The 17,043-nt window shown below is 64.8% G+C and carries 13 protein-coding genes; 7 read left to right on the forward strand and 6 right to left on the reverse strand.

Annotation, left to right across the window (positions count from 1 at the left end; all coding sequences use genetic code 11):
- Positions 1–3 precede the first annotated feature (3 nt).
- A complete protein-coding gene (locus tag BZG29_RS19480) occupies positions 4–627 on the reverse strand; it encodes a glutathione S-transferase family protein (RefSeq protein ID WP_077406511.1) in 624 nt (207 codons plus the stop codon).
- Positions 628–884: 257 nt separating this feature from the next.
- Here BZG29_RS19480 and BZG29_RS19485 point away from each other — a divergent pair, with 257 nt between their 5' ends.
- Both BZG29_RS19485 and BZG29_RS19490 read left to right on the forward strand, forming a co-directional pair.
- Complete coding sequence (locus BZG29_RS19485; protein ID WP_077406514.1) at positions 885–3,578, forward strand: M1 family metallopeptidase; 2,694 nt, start codon at positions 885–887, stop codon at positions 3,576–3,578.
- Positions 3,579–4,124: 546 nt separating this feature from the next.
- Positions 4,125–4,871 (forward strand): YceI family protein, encoded by a 747-nt coding sequence (locus BZG29_RS19490; protein ID WP_253192654.1) that lies wholly within the window; start codon positions 4,125–4,127, stop codon positions 4,869–4,871.
- Here the strand turns inward: BZG29_RS19490 and BZG29_RS19495 are convergent.
- Positions 4,834–5,463 (reverse strand): LysE family translocator, encoded by a 630-nt coding sequence (locus BZG29_RS19495; protein WP_034754929.1) that lies wholly within the window; start codon positions 5,461–5,463, stop codon positions 4,834–4,836. The genes BZG29_RS19490 and BZG29_RS19495 overlap by 38 nt on opposite strands.
- Positions 5,464–5,618: 155 nt before the next feature.
- On the opposite strand from BZG29_RS19495, the gene BZG29_RS19500 reads away from it, so the two are divergent.
- Positions 5,619–8,513: a hybrid sensor histidine kinase/response regulator gene (locus BZG29_RS19500; protein WP_253192655.1), complete on the forward strand. Its 2,895-nt coding sequence runs from the start codon at positions 5,619–5,621 to the stop codon at positions 8,511–8,513.
- Here BZG29_RS19500 and BZG29_RS19505 read toward each other — a convergent pair.
- Positions 8,498–9,409 (reverse strand): alpha/beta hydrolase, encoded by a 912-nt coding sequence (locus BZG29_RS19505; RefSeq protein ID WP_253192656.1) that lies wholly within the window; start codon positions 9,407–9,409, stop codon positions 8,498–8,500. The genes BZG29_RS19500 and BZG29_RS19505 overlap by 16 nt on opposite strands.
- Before the next feature lie 46 nt (positions 9,410–9,455).
- A complete protein-coding gene (locus BZG29_RS19510) occupies positions 9,456–12,593 on the reverse strand; it encodes an NAD(P)-binding protein (RefSeq protein ID WP_253192657.1) in 3,138 nt (1,045 codons plus the stop codon).
- 203 nt (positions 12,594–12,796) lie between these two features.
- Between BZG29_RS19510 and BZG29_RS19515 the strand changes: the two genes are divergently transcribed.
- On the forward strand, positions 12,797–13,339 hold the full coding sequence (locus tag BZG29_RS19515; protein WP_077406521.1) for a phosphohydrolase: 543 nt from the start codon (positions 12,797–12,799) through the stop codon (positions 13,337–13,339).
- 362 nt (positions 13,340–13,701) lie between these two features.
- The gene (locus BZG29_RS19520) at positions 13,702–14,301 is read left to right on the forward strand and encodes a response regulator (RefSeq protein ID WP_253192658.1); all 600 of its coding nucleotides are present in this window, start codon (positions 13,702–13,704) and stop codon (positions 14,299–14,301) included.
- Between the two features lie 417 nt (positions 14,302–14,718).
- On the opposite strand, the gene BZG29_RS19525 is transcribed toward BZG29_RS19520, so the two are convergent.
- On the reverse strand, positions 14,719–14,940 hold the full coding sequence (locus BZG29_RS19525; protein WP_077406524.1) for a hypothetical protein: 222 nt from the start codon (positions 14,938–14,940) through the stop codon (positions 14,719–14,721).
- Positions 14,941–15,159: 219 nt separating this feature from the next.
- Here BZG29_RS19525 and BZG29_RS19530 point away from each other — a divergent pair, with 219 nt between their 5' ends.
- Positions 15,160–15,747 carry a chromate transporter gene (locus BZG29_RS19530; protein ID WP_077406527.1) on the forward strand — a complete coding sequence of 196 codons (588 nt, stop codon included), beginning with the start codon at positions 15,160–15,162 and terminating at the stop codon, positions 15,745–15,747.
- Entirely contained in the window at positions 15,744–16,328 is a 585-nt protein-coding gene (locus tag BZG29_RS19535; protein WP_077406530.1) for a chromate transporter, read from the forward strand. Before BZG29_RS19530 ends, BZG29_RS19535 begins: the two co-directional genes overlap by 4 nt.
- Before the next feature lie 2 nt (positions 16,329–16,330).
- On the opposite strand, the gene urtE is transcribed toward BZG29_RS19535, so the two are convergent.
- Positions 16,331–17,029 (reverse strand): urea ABC transporter ATP-binding subunit UrtE, encoded by a 699-nt coding sequence (gene urtE, locus BZG29_RS19540; RefSeq protein ID WP_077406533.1) that lies wholly within the window; start codon positions 17,027–17,029, stop codon positions 16,331–16,333.
- Between the last annotated feature and the right edge of the window lie 14 nt (positions 17,030–17,043).

Here is a 17,043-nt window from a genome sequence, read left to right on the forward strand (position 1 = left end):
GGCCTACTTCGCCTGCGCGCTGGGGCGTTCGGCGATGCGGTCGCGGTAGGCCTGCAGGTGCTGCAAACCTTCCGCACCGGGACGGTACTTCATCAGGCCGCGCGCAAATTCCAGCGCGCAGAAGGCCGTGATGTCGGCAATCGTAAACCGTTCGCCGGCGATGTAGGGCTGGCTGGCCAGCACCTGGTCCAGCCATTGCGCCGTCTCGCGCAGCTTGCCCGCCTGCGCCGTGGCGAAATCGGGAAACTGCGGGTTTTCCAGCGCCACCAGGGCCGGATGGCCGTGGCGCACCCAGTTGGCGGCGGCGCTGAACAAATGCAGTTCCACGCGGCGGTCGGCCATTTCGATGAAGGCGCGCTCTTCGAAACCTTCGCCCATCAGGTTCGGCTGCGGCTGCAAGCCTTCCAGGTAAGTGCAGATGGCGCGCGTTTCGGTCAGCACGCGCCCGTCCGCCAATTCCAGCACGGGCACGCGGCCCAGCGGGTTTTTCGCCAGGAAGGCGGGATCGCGGTGCTGACCCGCCATCAGGTCGAGCGCCACTTCCTCGATGCCGGTGATGCCTTTTTCGGCGATGAACATGGTGACACGGCGCGGATTCGGCGTGCGGGGGCTGATATACAGTTTCATGTGCAGGTCTCGTCTCGTCTCGTTAGGGTGGTTGACAATCAGGTGCGGCACCGGCCTGTGGCAAGGCGGTCAGGCGCCCATCATACCAGCGCACCGTCGTGGTGCGGCGCTCCTGGCGCGTTGACTTTGCCCCCGTTTCCACTTAGATTGCTGTACGGGAACGCTGGCTTCCAGTTCCAGCGATGTCCCCCAACCGCCATCAACGCTCGCAGCCTACCCGGCCGGCGGGCGTTTTACCCATGAACGAAGGGCATACCATGCATCGCACACCGACTCCGCGTTTCCGCCGCAGCCAACTGGCCGCCGCCGTCCTGGCCCTGGCCGCCGTCACCGCCTTTACCCCGGGCCACGCCGCACCCGCCGCCAAATACGCCTCGGCCAGCCACTCCCCTGGCACCACCACGCAGCTGCCGCGCGGGGTCACGCCCTTGCACTACATCCTGTCGATCACGCCGGATGCCGCCGCTTCCACCTTCAAGGGCGCAGCCGCCATCAAGGTGGCCGTCGACACGCCGACGGCCAGCATCACGTTCAATGCCCTGAACCTGGCGTTTGCCGCCGCCGCCATCGAAGGCGCGGGCGGCAGCAAGCAGGTGACGCGCAAGATCGATATCGACGCGGACAAGCAGACGGCCACCGTGCATTTCGCCGAGCCGCTGGCCAAGGGCGAGTACCTGTTGCGCATCGACTACACCGGCAAGATCGGCACGCAGGCCACGGGACTGTTCTCGCTCGACTACGACACGCCGCAAGGACGCCAGCGCGCGCTGTACACGCAGTTCGAGAATTCGGACGCGCGCAGCATGCTGCCGTCGTGGGATGAACCGGACTACAAGGCCACCTTCGCGCTGGACGTGGTCGTCCCGAGCAGCCAGATGGCCGTCGGCAACATGCCGATCGCCAGCAGCGAAGAACTGGGCAATGGCATGAAGCACGTGTATTTCGCCACCACGCCGCGCATGTCGACGTATTTGCTGTTCTTCGGCCTGGGCGACTTCGAACGGGCGACAAAGATGGCCGACGGCACGGAATTGGGCGTCATCACGAAGAAGGGTGCGCTGGCGCAAAGCCGCTTCGCGCTCGACGAGTCGGCCGCCCTGCTGCGCGAATACAACGATTATTTCGGCGTGCGCTACCCGCTGCCCAAGCTCGACAACATCGCCGCGCCGGGCCGCAGCCAGTTCTTCGGCGCCATGGAAAACTGGGGCGCCGTGTTCACCTTCGAATACGGCCTGCTGCTCGACCCGGCCATCTCGACCCAGTCGGACAAGGAAAACATCTACACCACCCTGTCGCATGAAATGGCGCACCAGTGGTTCGGCGACCTGGTCACCATGCGCTGGTGGGACGACCTGTGGCTCAACGAAGGCTTTGCCTCGTGGATGGAAAGCCGCACCACGGAGCGTTTGCACCCCGAATGGAACACGGCCCTGTCCAAGGTGGGCGGGCGCGAATCGGCCATGAGCCAGGATGCGCTGCGCACCACGCATCCGGTGGTGCAGCGCATCGCCACCGTGGAACAGGCCAGCCAGGCCTTCGACGGCATCACCTACCAAAAGGGCAAGGCCGTGATCAGCATGCTCGAAGCGTACGTGGGCGCCGACACGTGGCGCACGGCCGTGCGCAGCTACATGCGCAAGCATGCGTATGGCAATACGGTGTCCGACGACCTGTGGCGCGAAGTCGACGCGGCCGCGGGCAAGCCTGTCAGCGCCATCGCCCATGATTTCACCCTGCAGCCGGGCGTGCCGATGATCACGGTGAGCGACGCCGTGTGCCGGAAAGGCAATACGCGCGTGACCCTGACGCAGACGGAATTTTCCAAGGACCAGCCGGACAAGAAAGCGCTGTCGTGGAAAGTGCCCGTCATCGCGTCGACGGTCGGCAACGGCAAGCTGGCCCGCGTGCTGGTCAAGAATGGCAAGGCCACCCTGAACGTGCCCGGTTGCGGCGCCCTGCTGGTGAACGCGGGCCAGAGCGGCTACTACCGTACCCTGTACGCGCCGACCGGCACGCACGCGCTGGCGGGCAGCTTCGCGCGCCTGGCGCCGATCGACCAGCTGGGCTTGCTGGCGGACAGCCAGTCGCTGGGCATGGCGGGCTTGCAAGACCCGGCGGCTTTCCTGGAACTGGTGAAGGCCACGCCGCTGTCGGCCGACCCGCAAGTGCTGGGCCGCGTGGCCGGCGCGCTGAACGGCCTGTATGAACAGTATGCAGGCGATACGGCGCGCCAGCAGGCTTTCGCCCGCTTTGCCATGGCGCGCCTGGCGCCGATGATGGCGCAGACAGGCTGGGAAGCGCGCGCGGGCGAAGCATCGAGCGTGGCGACCCTGCGCGGCCGCCTGATTGCCATCCTCGGCGACATGGGCGAGCCGGGCGTGATCGCGGAAGCGCGCCGCCGCTACGCGGCCAGCGAACAGGATCCGTCCGCCATGCCCGCGCCGCTGCGCCGCACCATCCTGGGCGTCGTGGCCCAGCATGCGGACGCCGCCACCTGGGAGCAGCTGCACGCCAAGGCGCAGCAGGAAAAGACGCCGCTGGTCAAGAACCAGCTGTACGACTTGCTGGCCTCGACCGACGATACGGCCCTGGCGCAGCGCGCGCTGGCGCTGGCGCTGACGGATGAACCTGGCGTGACCAACAGCCCGGCCATGATCTCGCGCGTGTCGCGCACGCATCCGGAACTGGCGTTCGACTTCGCGCTGGCGCACCTGGAGCAAGTCAATGCGCGCATCGACGCCAGTTCGCGCAGCCGCTACTTCCCGCGCCTGGCGGCCGGCTCGGCGCAGCCGGAAATGATCGTCAAGCTGGAAGCGTATGCGCAGGCCAATCTGCCGGCCAGCGCGCGCGGCGACGCCGACAGTTCCGTGGCCGGCATCAAGTACCGCATCAAGGTACGCACCGAGCGCCTGCCGGCCGTCGATGCATGGCTGGCCAAGCAAACGGGTTAAGCGCCCGCGCCCGGCGCCGCAGTACGTCGGCGCCGGGCATTTTCCGGCCCTGCACGAAAATCCGGACAAAAAAAACCGGCTTCGCAAGTCGCGGCAGCCGGTTGAAACGCTGTTTCAGAGCGCAGGGATAAAACGGAAAACACATGAAAAGTGGAAATCGTGCCGGTCATTGAGGTGTCCGGCAACCTTGCGCCCGGGGTTTCCGTGCGCCATGTATCCACTATGCCAGTCCTTCCCTCGGACAGGCTTAGGACTTCATTAAATCCCCGCCCAATTCCTGCATTTCCCTTGCCCCGCCCTGCGGATCTTGCCATAAAACAATTTTTACATGTCTGGTGCCGATGGTTGAGCTCACCGGCTAAGCTGTTGAGTCATGCCTGCATCCTATCGCTCCCGGAACGTAGTGATTTGCGCACCGCATGCTGTGTGCCAACAAAAGCATCATAACAGCGGCATATGACCGCCTTATGACGTAGCTCTAACATTGCACGCGCGCCGCCGCGCGGATCGCGTACTATTCCCCCATCGCCCTTGCCTCGTCCGCCCATGCCCAGCCAGAACCACCGCCTGCCGTCAACCATCCGCGCTATTTTCCTGCTTGCCTGCGCCGGGCTGGCGTCCTGCATACCCTTGCCGCCGGCGCCGGCCCCCGCTCCCGCACCGGCCGCACCGGCCGCCATGCCCGCGCCCGCGTGGCAGCGGCAAGGCGTGCACCTGCTGCACATCGCGCCCGAGGAGTCCCTGCTGACCATCACCGTGCGCCGCGGCGGCGCGCTGGCGCGGCTAGGGCATGACCACGTGGTGGCCAGCCGCAGCCTGCAGGGCGTGGTGGCGCCCGCGCCGGGACGCGCGCAGTTCCGCTTCCGGCTCGACGAGATGAGTGTGGATGAAGCCAGCCTGCGCCAGGCGGCCGGCTTGACGACGATGCCGTCGGCCGACGCCATCGCCGGCACGCGCCAAAACATGCTGGTGCGCGTGCTCGAGGCGGAACGCTATCCGTGGGTGAACATCGAGGCGCGCCGCACGGGCGACAAGGAAGTGCTCGAGGCGGACATCACCCTGCATGGCGTGACGCGCACGCTGCAGTTGCCGGTGCGCATTGAGCAAGCGGCCGATGGACGCCGCCTGCAGGCCAGCGGCAGCCTGCTCTTGAAACAGAGCGACTTCGGCATCGTCCCCTTCGCCGTCCTGGGCGGCGCCATGGCCGTGCAGGATCAGATGGAACTGGCGTTTCGCATTACCGCCAGGCAAGAGCTCAGCGCGCCAGGATCAGGCGCAAGCCCAGGCCGATGAAGATGGTGCCGGCCACCCGGTCGAGCCACAGGCCGGCGCGCGGGCGGCGGTTCAGCCACAGCCCGACGGCGCCGGAAAAGTAGCCGAGCAGGCCAAACAGCACGCACGCCTGCGCCGTGAAGACGAGGCCCAGCTGCGCCGTCTGCCAGCTGGCATTGCCCTGGCCCGCGACGATGAACTGCGGCAAGAACGACAGGAAAAACAGCACGACTTTCGGATTGATACTGTTGGCAAACAGCCCTTTGCCGAACAAACGCAGCAAGGACTCGTCGGGCAAGGCGGCCGCGCCATCGACTCTGGCGCCGCCACGGCTGCGCAAGGCGCCGATGCCCAGCCACACCAGGTACAGCCCGCCGGCCACTTTCAGCGCGGTAAATGCCGTGGGCGAGGCGGCCAGCAGGGCCGATACGCCGATGGTCGCCAGCACGGTGTGCGTGAGGCAGCCAAGGGCGCAGCCCAGGCCGAAGGCCATGCCCTGGCGGCGCCCGCGCGACATGCCCACGCCCAGCACCATCAGGTTGTCGGGGCCGGGACTGGCGGTAATGAGGACGGCGGCGGCCAGGAAGGCCAGGAACTGGTCGGGACTGAGCATGAATATCTCGCGGGCAAAGGCGCCATGATACCGGAGCCGGCGCCATGCCGGCAGGACATGAAATTGCCGTATGTCACCGAGAGTCGATTAAAATGGGCACTCCACAGCAAACGGCGTTGCCGCCGCTTCCCGCGCGACCATCACCAAACCCATCGATGCCAGCCCACCCGCCCCTTTCCCGCCACCGCGCTTCCAGCTCCCGCGTCTGCGCCTGGCTATGCGGCTGGCCGCTCCTGCTCGGCCTGCTGATCGGCCTGCTGGGCCTGGCGGGCGCGGCGCAGGCGGCGCCCTTGCCCTTGAGCAAGCAGGGCATCCAGCACCTGGGCAACGGCGGGCAACTGTTTCTCGCCGGAAGTGACGCCGCGCCCGCCGATGCGGCCGCCCTGCCCGCCTGGCTGGCGCGCCAGCGCCCGGCCGGCCAGGTCGACCTGTTCGGCGGCGCCTACTGGCTGCACGCGCAAGTGCGCAACGACAGCGGCGAAACGGCCTGGGTCATCGACCCGAACGACACCCTGATCGACCTGGTCGACGTGTACGTATACGGCCCCGGGCCGCAGACGGCGCCGCAGACCTTGCTGACGGGCTACCAGCGTCCGCACGAATATTTGTTGCACTACGGCAGGAACGTGCAACTGGCGCCGGGCGCCACGTATGACATCCTGATCCGCTTTTCCAGCCCCTATTACGCGCGCGCGCCGCTGTTCGGCGTGCAGACGCAGCAGGATTACCGCAAGCTGGTAGGCAAGGAAAACTTCCTGATGGTGGCGTCGATCGGCGCCCTGCTGGCGCTGGGCCTGTTCAATTTCTTCATCTTTTCCATCACCCTGGAAAAAGCCTCGGCCTATTACACGCTGTACGTACTGACGTATGGCCTGGCCTGGGCCATGACCTTCCACGTCTTTGCCGACCTGTTCGACTGGCGCCTGCTGCAGCTGCATTACGTGCCCTTTTTCCTGCTGCCCGTCTTCAGCACCCTGTTCTATACGCATTTCCTGCGCCTGCGCGATTACTCGCCCCTGCTGCACCGCATCAGCAAGATCAACCTGGTGCTGCCCCTGCTGCTCTTGCCCAGCTGCTTCTTCGCCCTGTCGTATGCGCACACCCTGGCCACCATCGCCATCAGCATCTGGATGCTGCTCGCGCTCGTCTGCGGCATCGTCGTCTGGCGCCGCGGCTACCAGCCGGCGCGCTTCTTCGTGCTGGCCTTCGTCGCCCTGATGCTGCCCGGCTTCCTGATCCTGCCGGCCAACTTGGGCCTGATGCCGGCCATGGTGGCCAACGCCCAGCTGGTGACCCTGCTCGGCGGCACCTTAGACGGCTTGCTGCTGGCCTTTGCCCTGGCCGACCAGATCCGCCTGCTGCGCAACAACCTGGAACAGCGCGTGCAGGAGCGCACCCTGGCGCTGACCCTCAGCAACGACGCCCTGCTGAAGGCCAAGGAACACGCGGAAGTGGTCAGCCGCCACCGCATCGATTTTCTGTCCGCCATGAGCCACGACATCCGCACGCCGCTGGCCGGCGTGATCGGCATGCTGAAATTCGCCCTGCGCGACCAGTCCGTCAAAGGCCGCACGCAGGAATACCTGCGCATCGGCTTGCACAATGGCGTGTCGCTGTTGACCATTCTCAATGACATCCTCGATTTCTCGAAGATCGACGCCGGCAAGCTGACCCTGGAAACCGTCGACTTCGACCTGCTGGCGCTGATCGGCGACGCGGCCGGCATCGTGCAGGGCCAGGCCGACGCCAAGAGCCTGCTGCTGCGCCGCGAGCTGGCGCTGGACTTGCCGCGCTACGTGCGCGCCGATCCCACGCGCCTGCGGCAAATCCTCATCAACCTGCTGGGAAATGCGCTGAAATTCACGGCGAATGGCGAAGTGCTGCTGGAAGTGCGGCGCGCCCGCACGCCGCCGCGCCGCGACGGCTGCAGCGAAATCGAATTCATCATCAGCGACACGGGCCCCGGCATCGACGCGGACACCTTGCCGCGCCTGTTCCAGAAATTCGAACAGGCCGACCATTCCACCACGCGCCGCTACGGCGGCACGGGCCTGGGCCTGGCCATCTGCAAGGAACTGGTCGAACTGATGCAAGGCACGATCGGCGTGGAAAGCCGGGTCGGCATCGGCTCGCGCTTCCATTTCACCTTGCCGCTGACGCCGGGCAGCGCGCCGGCCGCCGACGCGCGCCGGCCGGCACGCCACGCGCGCCACGCCTGCCGCCTGCGCATCCTGTGCGCGGAAGATGTGCGCACCAACCAGATCATCATCGGCACCCTGCTCGAAAGCATGGGGCATGCCGTGACCATCGTGGAAAACGGCGAGCAGGCGCTGCGCGCGCTGGGTGCGGGCGCCTACGATTGCGTGCTGATGGATGGCCGCATGCCGCTGATGGATGGCGAACAGGCGGCGCGCCTGATCCGCGACGGCGGCAACGCCGAATTCCCCATTCCCGACGCGCAGATCCCCATCCTCGCGCTGACGGCCAACGCCAGCGAACATGACCGGCAACGCTACCTGGCTTGCGGCATGGACGATTTCCTCAGCAAGCCCGTCGACGAAGCGCTGCTGTTCGAGAAAATCGACGCCATCATCGACCTGCTGCTGGCGCGCGGCCACGCGCTGCCGCCTGCCGCGCCCACCGGGGACGACAGCCTGGCGCGCCAGTTCGGCCTGGACGATGCCGGCACGGCGCAGGCGGAGACACCGGCCGATCCCATGACGGCGCCCGTGCACATTTTGCCGCTGGCCGGCCTGTCGCCGCAGCATTTGCAGCGCATCGCGCAAGCGTTCCTGACGGAAGCGCCGCGACGCCTGGACCTGGCTTGCCACGCCGTGCGCGATGGCAACGCCAGCGCGGCGGCGGCCGCCTTCCACGCCCTGAAGGGCAGCGCCGGCTACCTGAGCCGCCCCACCCTGCACGGCCTGTGCCACCAGATGGAAACCCTGGCCTCGAACGGCCAGCTCGATAACGTGGAACAGTTCCTGCCGCAGCTGCAAGAGGCGCTGAGCGTGGCGCGGCGCGACCTGGAAACTCAGCCCGCCGGCTGAGGCATCCAGCCGTGCGCCTGCAGCCACGCCAGCAACAGCCGCGGCCAGGCGGCCGGTTCGCTGCCCGGCTTGCCCAGGCCCCAGCCATGGCCGCCGTGCCGGAACAAATGCAGCTCGACGGGCACGCCCGCGCGGCGCAGGGCGGCCGCCATCAGCCGGCTGTTCTCGGGCGGCGCAATCAGGTCATCGAGCGCCTGCGCGATGAACACGGGCGGCGTGCGCGCATCGACGTGCAGTTCCACCGACAGCGCGTCGCGCGCCGCCTGCGCAGGATGGGCGCCCAGCAGCTGCTTTTTCGCATGCGTCGTGTCAAATGGCGGCTGCATGGTCAGCACGGGGTACAGCAGCACGGCAAAGTCCGGGCGCGCGGAGACGGCATCGACCGCATCGACGGGCGCGTAGCGGGCCGCATCCGCCTGCACGGCCGTCATGCCGGCCAGGTGCGCGCCGGCGGAAAATCCCAGCATGCCGATGCGCGCCGGGTCGATGCCCCATTCGGCCGCCCGCGCGCGGAGCACGCGCATGGCGCGCCGGCCATCCTGGAACGGCGCGCTGACGCCTCCGCCCTCCTGCGGCAGGCGGTACACGAGTTCAAACGCCGTGATGCCCTGCGCCTGTAGCCAGCTGGCGGCGGGGCCGCTCTCCTTGCCCGCCTCGATATGCGCATAGCCGCCGCCGCTGACCAGGAGCATGGCGATACCGTTCGGCTGCGCCGGGCGGTGCGCGATCAAATACGGTTGTTCGACCTGCGTGATGGATCCCTTGGCGCTGTCGCGCTGCGGCCCCGGCGCCGCGCCACCGGGCGGCGCGCCGGGCCACAGCACAATCGCGCCGGGCGGCGCGGCGACAGCGTGCAGGTTGATACAGATCAGAAACAACAACATCAGGCGTTGCATGATTCGCTCGCGCAGGGAACAATGAAACGCCATCATAGCGAAATACCTAAAAATCCGTCTCCCCCTGGATCACGGCCGGATAACCCGTCATGGCGCGCGAGGTCTGCATGCCGGCCATCACGGCCGCCTCCACGCAGCCTGCGTTGATGCCCGTCTTGATCCAGTCGCCCGTGAGGAACAGGTTGCTGAATCCTGACTGGTCGGTGGCCAGCCGGTACTGCGTGCTGCCCACCACCGACATCACATAGCGCTCGGACGGGTCGACGTTGGCGCGCCAGTACTGGCTGTCGAAACGGGCCGCGCCCGTGGCCGCCTTCGCGTCGACCAGCCATTGCCACGGGAACGCGCCAGGCCCGCCCGCCTCGGACCACAGCGCGCCGATTTCGCGTTCCAGCTGGTGCAGCGCGCCCGCTTTGGCGCGTGCCGCGCAGCGGGCCGGGAAATCCGTGTCGGTGACGGGCGGATAGCTGTCGACGGGGAAGGCGCTGCAAAAGTAGGAGACGTTTTTCGGCGCCAGTCCCGCCGGCCAATCCTCGTGCGCCAATAATTGATCCATCGGCGCCCACGTGTCGTACGGCTCCGTGAAGGCCGACAGCACCGGCTGCTGGCCCTTCGGTTGCGTGGTCCAGCCCATCTGACGCAAATCCTTGTTGAGCCATACCTGGTAGGCCTGCGTGGCCACGGTTTTCACCTTGTCGGCCGCCAGTTGCAGGGCCGGGCTTTGCGCCAGCAGTTGCGGACACAGGGCCTGCAGCGAGCCGATGGAAATGCCGAACACCACCTTGTCGAAGTCGACGCCCTTCTTCAATACCGTGGCGGGCAGCGCCCGGCCGAACGCTTGCTGGTACTGCTGCGGCCACTCGCTCCAGTACGATTCCAGGTTGACCTCTTTCTCCTGCAGCAGCGCCGCCTGCGCCGGTTCGATCTGCGCGTAATCGGGCGCGCTGGGCCAGCACGCCAGGCCTTTCACGTCGACCAGCGGCGCATAGCCGGCGGCGGGGTCCTTCAATTGCACCTGCTCGGTGATGCGGATGCTGTCGATATCGCCCGCGCCCGGCACCAGTTCTTCCACGCGCTGGAAGAATTTGAATTCCACGCCCCTTTTTTTCAACACTTCGTACAGCGGCGTGAAGATCGTGTCGCCCATGCCGGCCTGCATCTTGAACATGATGCCGCCCTTGTAGGCCAGGCCGATGCGCGCCATCGCCCGCAACAGCGTCCCCGCCTCGATGTTCGGTTTCGCAAAATCGCCGCCTTCGTAGGCGAACACCAGGTCATAGAAGCCGCGCACGGGCGCCGAGTTGACGCTGAACTGCTCGTCGCCGCCATGCTTGCGCAGCCAGTCGCGCAAGTCGATATCGTTGATGACGTCGAAGCCGTTCTTGAACACGCCATCCTGGAACATGCCCTTCATGACCGTGATGCCCAGGTCCAGGCAGATGAACAGGCGGCGCAATTCGTCGTCGCCATCGATCAGCGCGCGGTAGCGCAGGCGCAGCCAGGCGCGGATGCCGTTCAGGGTGCTGGCCAGCAATTGGTGGCGGGCCTGGTCGTGGCGCGTGGAGTCCGGCGCCAGGTCGGCCACCAGTGCCGCCAGGGCGCCCACGGACAGGCCCACGTCCAGCCCCAGCTCGTCGGCCTGCCCCACCACTTCATCGGCCAGGCGGCGCAGCCAGCCCGGCCACACGCCTTCGCCTTGCGACGCGCTGGCGCGCACGATGCGCGCGTCGGCGTCCGCCACCTGCCGGATCTGGCGTATCCACTGCTCGATCCAGCCCACCATGGCGATGGCCATCTGCCACAGGGTGATGTCTTCGCCGCCCTCGCCCGGTTCGCCCGGCAAGGTGGGAAAGACGATGGACCAGTTGCGCCATTGCCCCTTGACGTCTTCCGACAGGGCCACGTAATCGTGCTGTTTGAAAGCGTCGCGCCAGGTGGCCAGCGGCGCGCCGGGAGGACGCTCCAGGCTCGCGTACGCTTCCTTGATCATCCTGAAGGCGTTCGCGTAGAAGCCGAACCAGATGTGCAGGCCGTGTTCCTCGATGCGCTGGCCAAGCTGCGCATTGCGTCCGCTGGCACCCTTGCCGCCCAGGCGCCAGCCCAGCTGGTAGACGGTGATGGCGTGCCGGTTTTGCCAGCCCGGCTGATTCGTCAGATAGTACGCCGTGGTCATGGCCGCTACGCCGCCGCCGAGGATGGCGATCTTTTCCGGCGCGATGCGGGAATTGTCGACCAGTTCCTCGCCCGGCATGGCCGTAAAGTCGAAATTCACCTGGAACGGCAATATCGCCGCCTGCGGCCCCAGCTTCAGGCCCAGGGTCTGGTCCAGCGGGAAGCTGTCGAAGGCGTGCAAGGTGCATTCGTATTCGTAGCCGAGCAGGCGCGCGCTGTACAGGCGGTTGATCTCGGCCGGCGCGGCCACCAGGGCCTGGTACACGGCTTTCACGCCCGCGCTGTCGGGGAATTGCTTGAGGAAAATCTGGTCGATGCGCGGATTGCGCAGCAGCGACAAAATATCGGCCAAGTCGGCCTGGTCCATGTCAAAGAAATCGGGGATGGACAGGAAAATCTGGAACGCCTGCTCGATGAGTTCGAGGAAGCTGTTGACGTTCTTGTGCTGCCCCGTCTGCACAGTGGCGTTGACTTCCAGCAACGGATGCAGGGCCAGTTTCGTTTCCGGCGAGAAATGCTGGAAACCCTTGGCAGCCACGGAGCAGCGCAGCGGCTCGCTGCCGGCAGCGGGAATCTCGTAGTCGCACAGGTACTTCGGATAGCCGAACAGCTCGCGCCCGTTGATCAGTGCCATCGCGTCATCGACGAAGATATGGCACGGATACCAGTAGATATGCGCGAGCTTGCCGGCGGCGTCCATCTGGCCGACCATGATCCAGGTGACGATATCGACTTCCGTGATCCAGCCCTTTGCCTGGTCGACGGGGTTGGCGGAATCCGCATGGTTGACGCGCGTAAACGTCAGCATCACATACGGCGACAGGGCTTTCAGGGTCATCTTGCTGCCCGCCACCTGGTTCAGGGTGGTATTCACGGTCGCCTGCAGCTTCGCCAGGTCGCCCCGGACGAAATAGCCGTACATTTCCGACTGTTTCAATTGCAGCGGCGAGTGCATCATCACCGAACCGCCCTGATAGATATACGAAGGTCTTGCCGAAGGTATCGCCGTCATTGCCTTGCCCCCAAATTTAAATTCCAGACAAACAAGATTTCCACAGTGTATTTGAGAAATATCAATGAATGATATGAAATAAATTAAAGGATTTGCCAAGATGCATAGGCTCGGCCGGGAAGGGGAAGGACAGGCGGGAGGCAAGCGGCGGCCATCCGGTGTAGGATGGATCATCCGTGCAAAGCAGGCGAGCTGATCCAGAAATGATTACTACCGACTACGTATCCACCTATTCAGGCAACCGTTTTTATCCCTTGCGCCCGCATATCGACAAGGTCGCCATCGAAGACATCGCGCACGGCCTCGCTTACCAGTGCCGCTTCAATGGACAGACGCAAGTGTTTTACTCGGTCGCCCAGCACAGCCTGATCGTCGCCGAACTGGTGCCGCCCCCCTTGCGCCTGGCCGCCCTGCTGCACGACGCGGCCGAAGCCTACCTGGGCGACATGGTCAAACCCTTGAAAGTGCTGTTGCCGGAGTTTGCCGTGCTGGAAGACAAAGTCAGCGCCATCATCGCCGCCACCTATGGCCTGGATTTTTCCGATTACGCGCCCATCAAGCGGGCCGACCTGATCGCGCTGGCCACGGAAAAGCGCGACCTGATGCCGCACTCGGCCGAGCGCTGGGCTTACCTTGACGGCATCGCCCCCTTGCCCGGTATAATCGAGGCCATGGGTCCGGCCGAAGCCAAGCAGCGCTTCCTGCATGCATTTGCCCAGTTGGGCGGGCTCGGGCTCGCCGCGTGAATGCTTGCACCCAGCCGCACGAACGGGCGCTAAGCCCCGGTTTTTGCACGGCTTTTTTAGATATCCACAGCAACTGTGGATAAAGTTGTTGATAAGCCCCTCTTGACAAGCCGCAACACCAGTATTGATGCGGGTTTCAACAATTTGCTGATTTCACAGGCAATTTTTTACCCCAATGAAATCAATGACTTGCAATCAGGAGTTTGCGCTAAAACAAACTTACCCTGCCACCATGAAAATATATTTTGCCGTGCATTGGCAATCCCTGGCCCAGGCCGTCTTGCTTGAACAGCATTGTTTTGACAAACCCCGCAGACTGGCATAGTGTGGAGTAGCGACGACGATCAACGGTGGATAAACGCATGAATATGGATAGCGATAGTTCCGCCAAGGGGGCGGACGAACCCGACTGGCTGGTCGACGAACCGCTGGAACGGGCAGATGCGGCGGCAGAACCGGCCAACGCGGCGCCTTGGCGCGTGCTGATCGTCGATGACGATGTCGATGTGCATGTGGTGACCAAGTTCGCCCTTAGCCAGGCCAGCTTCCAGGGCCGCCGGCTGAGTTTTTTGCACGCGTATTCGGGCGCCGAAGCGCTGGCCTTGCTGCGCGGCACACAAGATATCGCCGTGGTGCTGCTCGATGTCATCATGGAAACCCAGGATGCCGGCCTGCAAGTGGCGCGCCAGGTGCGCGAAGACTTGCACAACAGCGCCGTGCGCATCATCCTGCGCACGGGCCAGCCCGGCCAGGCGCTGGAACACCGCATCATCATCGACTACGACATCAACGATTTCTGGTGCAAGACCGACCTCACCACGCGCAAGTTGTTTACCACCGTGATTGCCTCGCTGCGCACCTACGCCACCTTGCGCGAAGCGCAGCAACAGGTCGCAGAACTGGCCGCCGCCCTGGCCCAGTGCGGCGACACGCCAGCGGCGCCGGCCGGCGGCACGCCCTGACCCTGCGCCGCTACTTTCAGTCATAAAAACAAGAGCACTGGATAGGCATACAGGCTTGCGGCATGCCCCATTCCGGCCCATCTTGCCCGCCGATTACATGGATTGAGCGGCGTCAATTTCCTAAGTGGCGGATTGTTAAGCGCTTTTTCAGATATCCACACGGACTGTGGATATCTTTGTGGATAAGCGCCTATTGACAGCCTTCAAAGCCACAGCCCGTGCGGCTTTCAATAAACTGCTCAATCAAACAGCAAAAATAAAACCCATTAAAATCAACCACTTAGAAACTCACACATAATCACAAGAAAATTATTTCGCCAATTTCGTCAACTCATCATTTGTGCATAACTGAGCCGCAATGATCAATCCGACAACAGCGGATCGCGGCCGCCGGCAACACAGTTGCCGTGCGGATACTCAATGCACGGTCTGCCGGCGCTGCTCCGGGTGCAGCAGCACGCGCTCGATCAGTTCCGGGGCGACATTGTATGACTTCAGGTATTCCAGTGCGCACAAGGTACTGAAGGCCGCCTGCACGGCGATGCCCAGATTGACGATGTCGCACATCTTCTGATCGATCCGGGCATGCGGCACCAAGGTTTTGACGGGCATATGCAGCGTTTCTGTGGATTGAGGCATGATGGACAACTCCTGCGAAGGGGACGGAGGGGGGCGACGGCGTAGCGGTGCGAACCGCGACAGCGCGGACAGGGACAGCGATCATGGTGCCGATAAAAGTATTGCCGATAAACTCTCGATGTCAATGGCAGGGAAACATGAGCCACGGTTTTTTTCTTCCAGGCACAACCGCAGCCGAAAGCGATGGACAAGCGCGAGCGGCCACGGCGATAATCAGCCATGCCTGCTTCCGCCACCACCCAGCCCGACCTCCCCCGCCCCCAGCCCGCCTCGCTTGCCGACCTGTTCTTCTCGTTCACCTGGCTGGCCCTGCAAGGCTTCGGCGGCGTGCTGGCCGTGATCCAGCGCGAGATGGTCGAGCGCAAGCGCTGGCTGACGCAAGAGGAATTCCTGGAAGACTGGGCCGTGGCGCAAATCATGCCCGGGCCGAATGTCGTCAACCTGTCCCTGATGGTGGGCGGGCGCTATTTCGGCTTGCGGGGCGCGCTGACGGCGCTGGCCGGCATGCTGACCGTGCCCCTCGTCATCGTGCTCGTGCTGGGCGTGCTGTACACGCGCTTTGGCGATAACCCGCAGATGGCGGGCGCCCTGCGCGGCATGGCGGCCGTGTCGGCCGGCATGATCGCCGCCACGGGCGTGAAACTGGCGACCGCGCTGGCCAGGCATCCGCTGCCCCTGTGGCTGACCCTGCCCATCACCGTGCTGGGCGTGCTGATGGTGGCGGTCTTCCGCTGGCCCCTGCTGTACATCCTGCTGGGCCTGGGCAGCATCGGCTGCCTGCTCACGTATCGAAAGCTGTCCGCATGAATCCGCCCTTGCAACTGGTGTTGAGCGCGGGCGACTGGCTGAACCTGTTCGGCCATTACCTGATGCTGTCGCTGATGTCGATCGGCGGCGCCATTTCCACCACGTCCGAAATGCACCGTTTCCTCGTCGAGCAGCACGGCTGGCTGACCCAGGCGCAATTCAATGAATCGATCGCCATCGCGCAAGCGGCGCCCGGCCCGAACGTGCTGTTCGTCGCCCTGATGGGCTGGAACGTGGGCATGAACGCGGGCAGCTACACGGCCGCCTGGCTCGGCGTGTTCATCACGATGGTGGGCATCATGTTGCCCAGCACCACCCTCACCTACGTGGCAGCCCAGTGGGGCTACCGCAACCGCGAGCTGCGCCCCGTGCGCGCCTTCAAGCAAGGCATGGCGCCCATCGTCGTCGCCCTCTTGATTTCCACGGGCATGATACTGGGCGGCGCCAACCATGACTTCCGCACGGACTGGCCCCTGTGGAGCCTGTCCATCGTGGCTGGCCTGATCATCTGGCGCACGACGATCCATTTATTGTGGCTGCTGGCGGCCGGCGCGATCCTGGGCTGGCTGCAGCTCGTCTGACCTTACACGGCCAGGTGCCGTTTTACCTCATCGCCATCCATCTGCGCCGCCTTGCCGCTGGCCACCACCTGCCCCCGCGACAGCACGATGAAGTCGTCGGCCAGTTCGCGGGCGAAATCGAAATATTGCTCGCACAACACAATGGCCATGTCGCCGCGCTGTTTCAGCAAGGAAATGACCCTGCCGATATCCTTGATGACGGACGGCTGGATACCCTCCGTCGGCTCGTCGAAGATGATCAGTTGCGGTTCGGCCAGCAGGGCGCGGGCGATGGCCAGTTGCTGCTGTTGCCCGCCCGACAAGTCGCCGCCGCGCCGCTGCAGCATCTCTTTGAGCACCGGAAACAGTTCATACACGTGGGGATCGATGCGCGCAGCTTGCCTGCCCCGCTTCACCGCCATGCCCATCAGCAAGTTTTCCTCGACCGTCAGGCGCGCAAAGATGTCGCGCCCCTGCGGCACGTAGGCAATGCCCAGCTTTGCGCGTGCATGCGGCGCCAGCTTCGTGATGTCGCGCCCGTGGAACACCACCTTGCCCTGCGCTACGGGCAGCACGCCCATCAGGCATTTCAGCAAGGTCGTCTTGCCGACGCCATTACGCCCCAGCAAGGCCAGGCATTCACCCTTGCGCGCCGACAGGTTGATGCCGCGCAAGGTGTGCGAGGAGCCGTAGTATTGATTTAACTGTTGTACTTCCAGCATAGTCTGTGATCTCC

It is taken from the genome of Janthinobacterium sp. LM6, assembly GCF_002002885.1.
Classification (GTDB): Bacteria; Pseudomonadota; Gammaproteobacteria; order Burkholderiales; family Burkholderiaceae_D; genus Janthinobacterium; species Janthinobacterium kumbetense.

What these genes read in the sequence shown, in the direction of transcription:
- BZG29_RS19480 (WP_077406511.1), bottom strand. Translation starts at nt 627, where the DNA reads ATGAAACTGTATATCAGCCCCCGCACGCCGAATCCGCGCCGTGTCACC.
- BZG29_RS19485 (WP_077406514.1), top strand. Translation starts at nt 885, where the DNA reads ATGCATCGCACACCGACTCCGCGTTTCCGCCGCAGCCAACTGGCCGCC.
- BZG29_RS19490 (WP_253192654.1), top strand. Translation starts at nt 4,125, where the DNA reads ATGCCCAGCCAGAACCACCGCCTGCCGTCAACCATCCGCGCTATTTTC.
- BZG29_RS19495 (WP_034754929.1), bottom strand. Translation starts at nt 5,463, where the DNA reads ATGCTCAGTCCCGACCAGTTCCTGGCCTTCCTGGCCGCCGCCGTCCTC.
- BZG29_RS19500 (WP_253192655.1), top strand. Translation starts at nt 5,619, where the DNA reads ATGCCAGCCCACCCGCCCCTTTCCCGCCACCGCGCTTCCAGCTCCCGC.
- BZG29_RS19505 (WP_253192656.1), bottom strand. Translation starts at nt 9,409, where the DNA reads ATGCAACGCCTGATGTTGTTGTTTCTGATCTGTATCAACCTGCACGCT.
- BZG29_RS19510 (WP_253192657.1), bottom strand. Translation starts at nt 12,593, where the DNA reads ATGACGGCGATACCTTCGGCAAGACCTTCGTATATCTATCAGGGCGGT.
- BZG29_RS19515 (WP_077406521.1), top strand. Translation starts at nt 12,797, where the DNA reads ATGATTACTACCGACTACGTATCCACCTATTCAGGCAACCGTTTTTAT.
- BZG29_RS19520 (WP_253192658.1), top strand. Translation starts at nt 13,702, where the DNA reads ATGAATATGGATAGCGATAGTTCCGCCAAGGGGGCGGACGAACCCGAC.
- BZG29_RS19525 (WP_077406524.1), bottom strand. Translation starts at nt 14,940, where the DNA reads ATGCCTCAATCCACAGAAACGCTGCATATGCCCGTCAAAACCTTGGTG.
- BZG29_RS19530 (WP_077406527.1), top strand. Translation starts at nt 15,160, where the DNA reads ATGCCTGCTTCCGCCACCACCCAGCCCGACCTCCCCCGCCCCCAGCCC.
- BZG29_RS19535 (WP_077406530.1), top strand. Translation starts at nt 15,744, where the DNA reads ATGAATCCGCCCTTGCAACTGGTGTTGAGCGCGGGCGACTGGCTGAAC.
- urtE (WP_077406533.1), bottom strand. Translation starts at nt 17,029, where the DNA reads ATGCTGGAAGTACAACAGTTAAATCAATACTACGGCTCCTCGCACACC.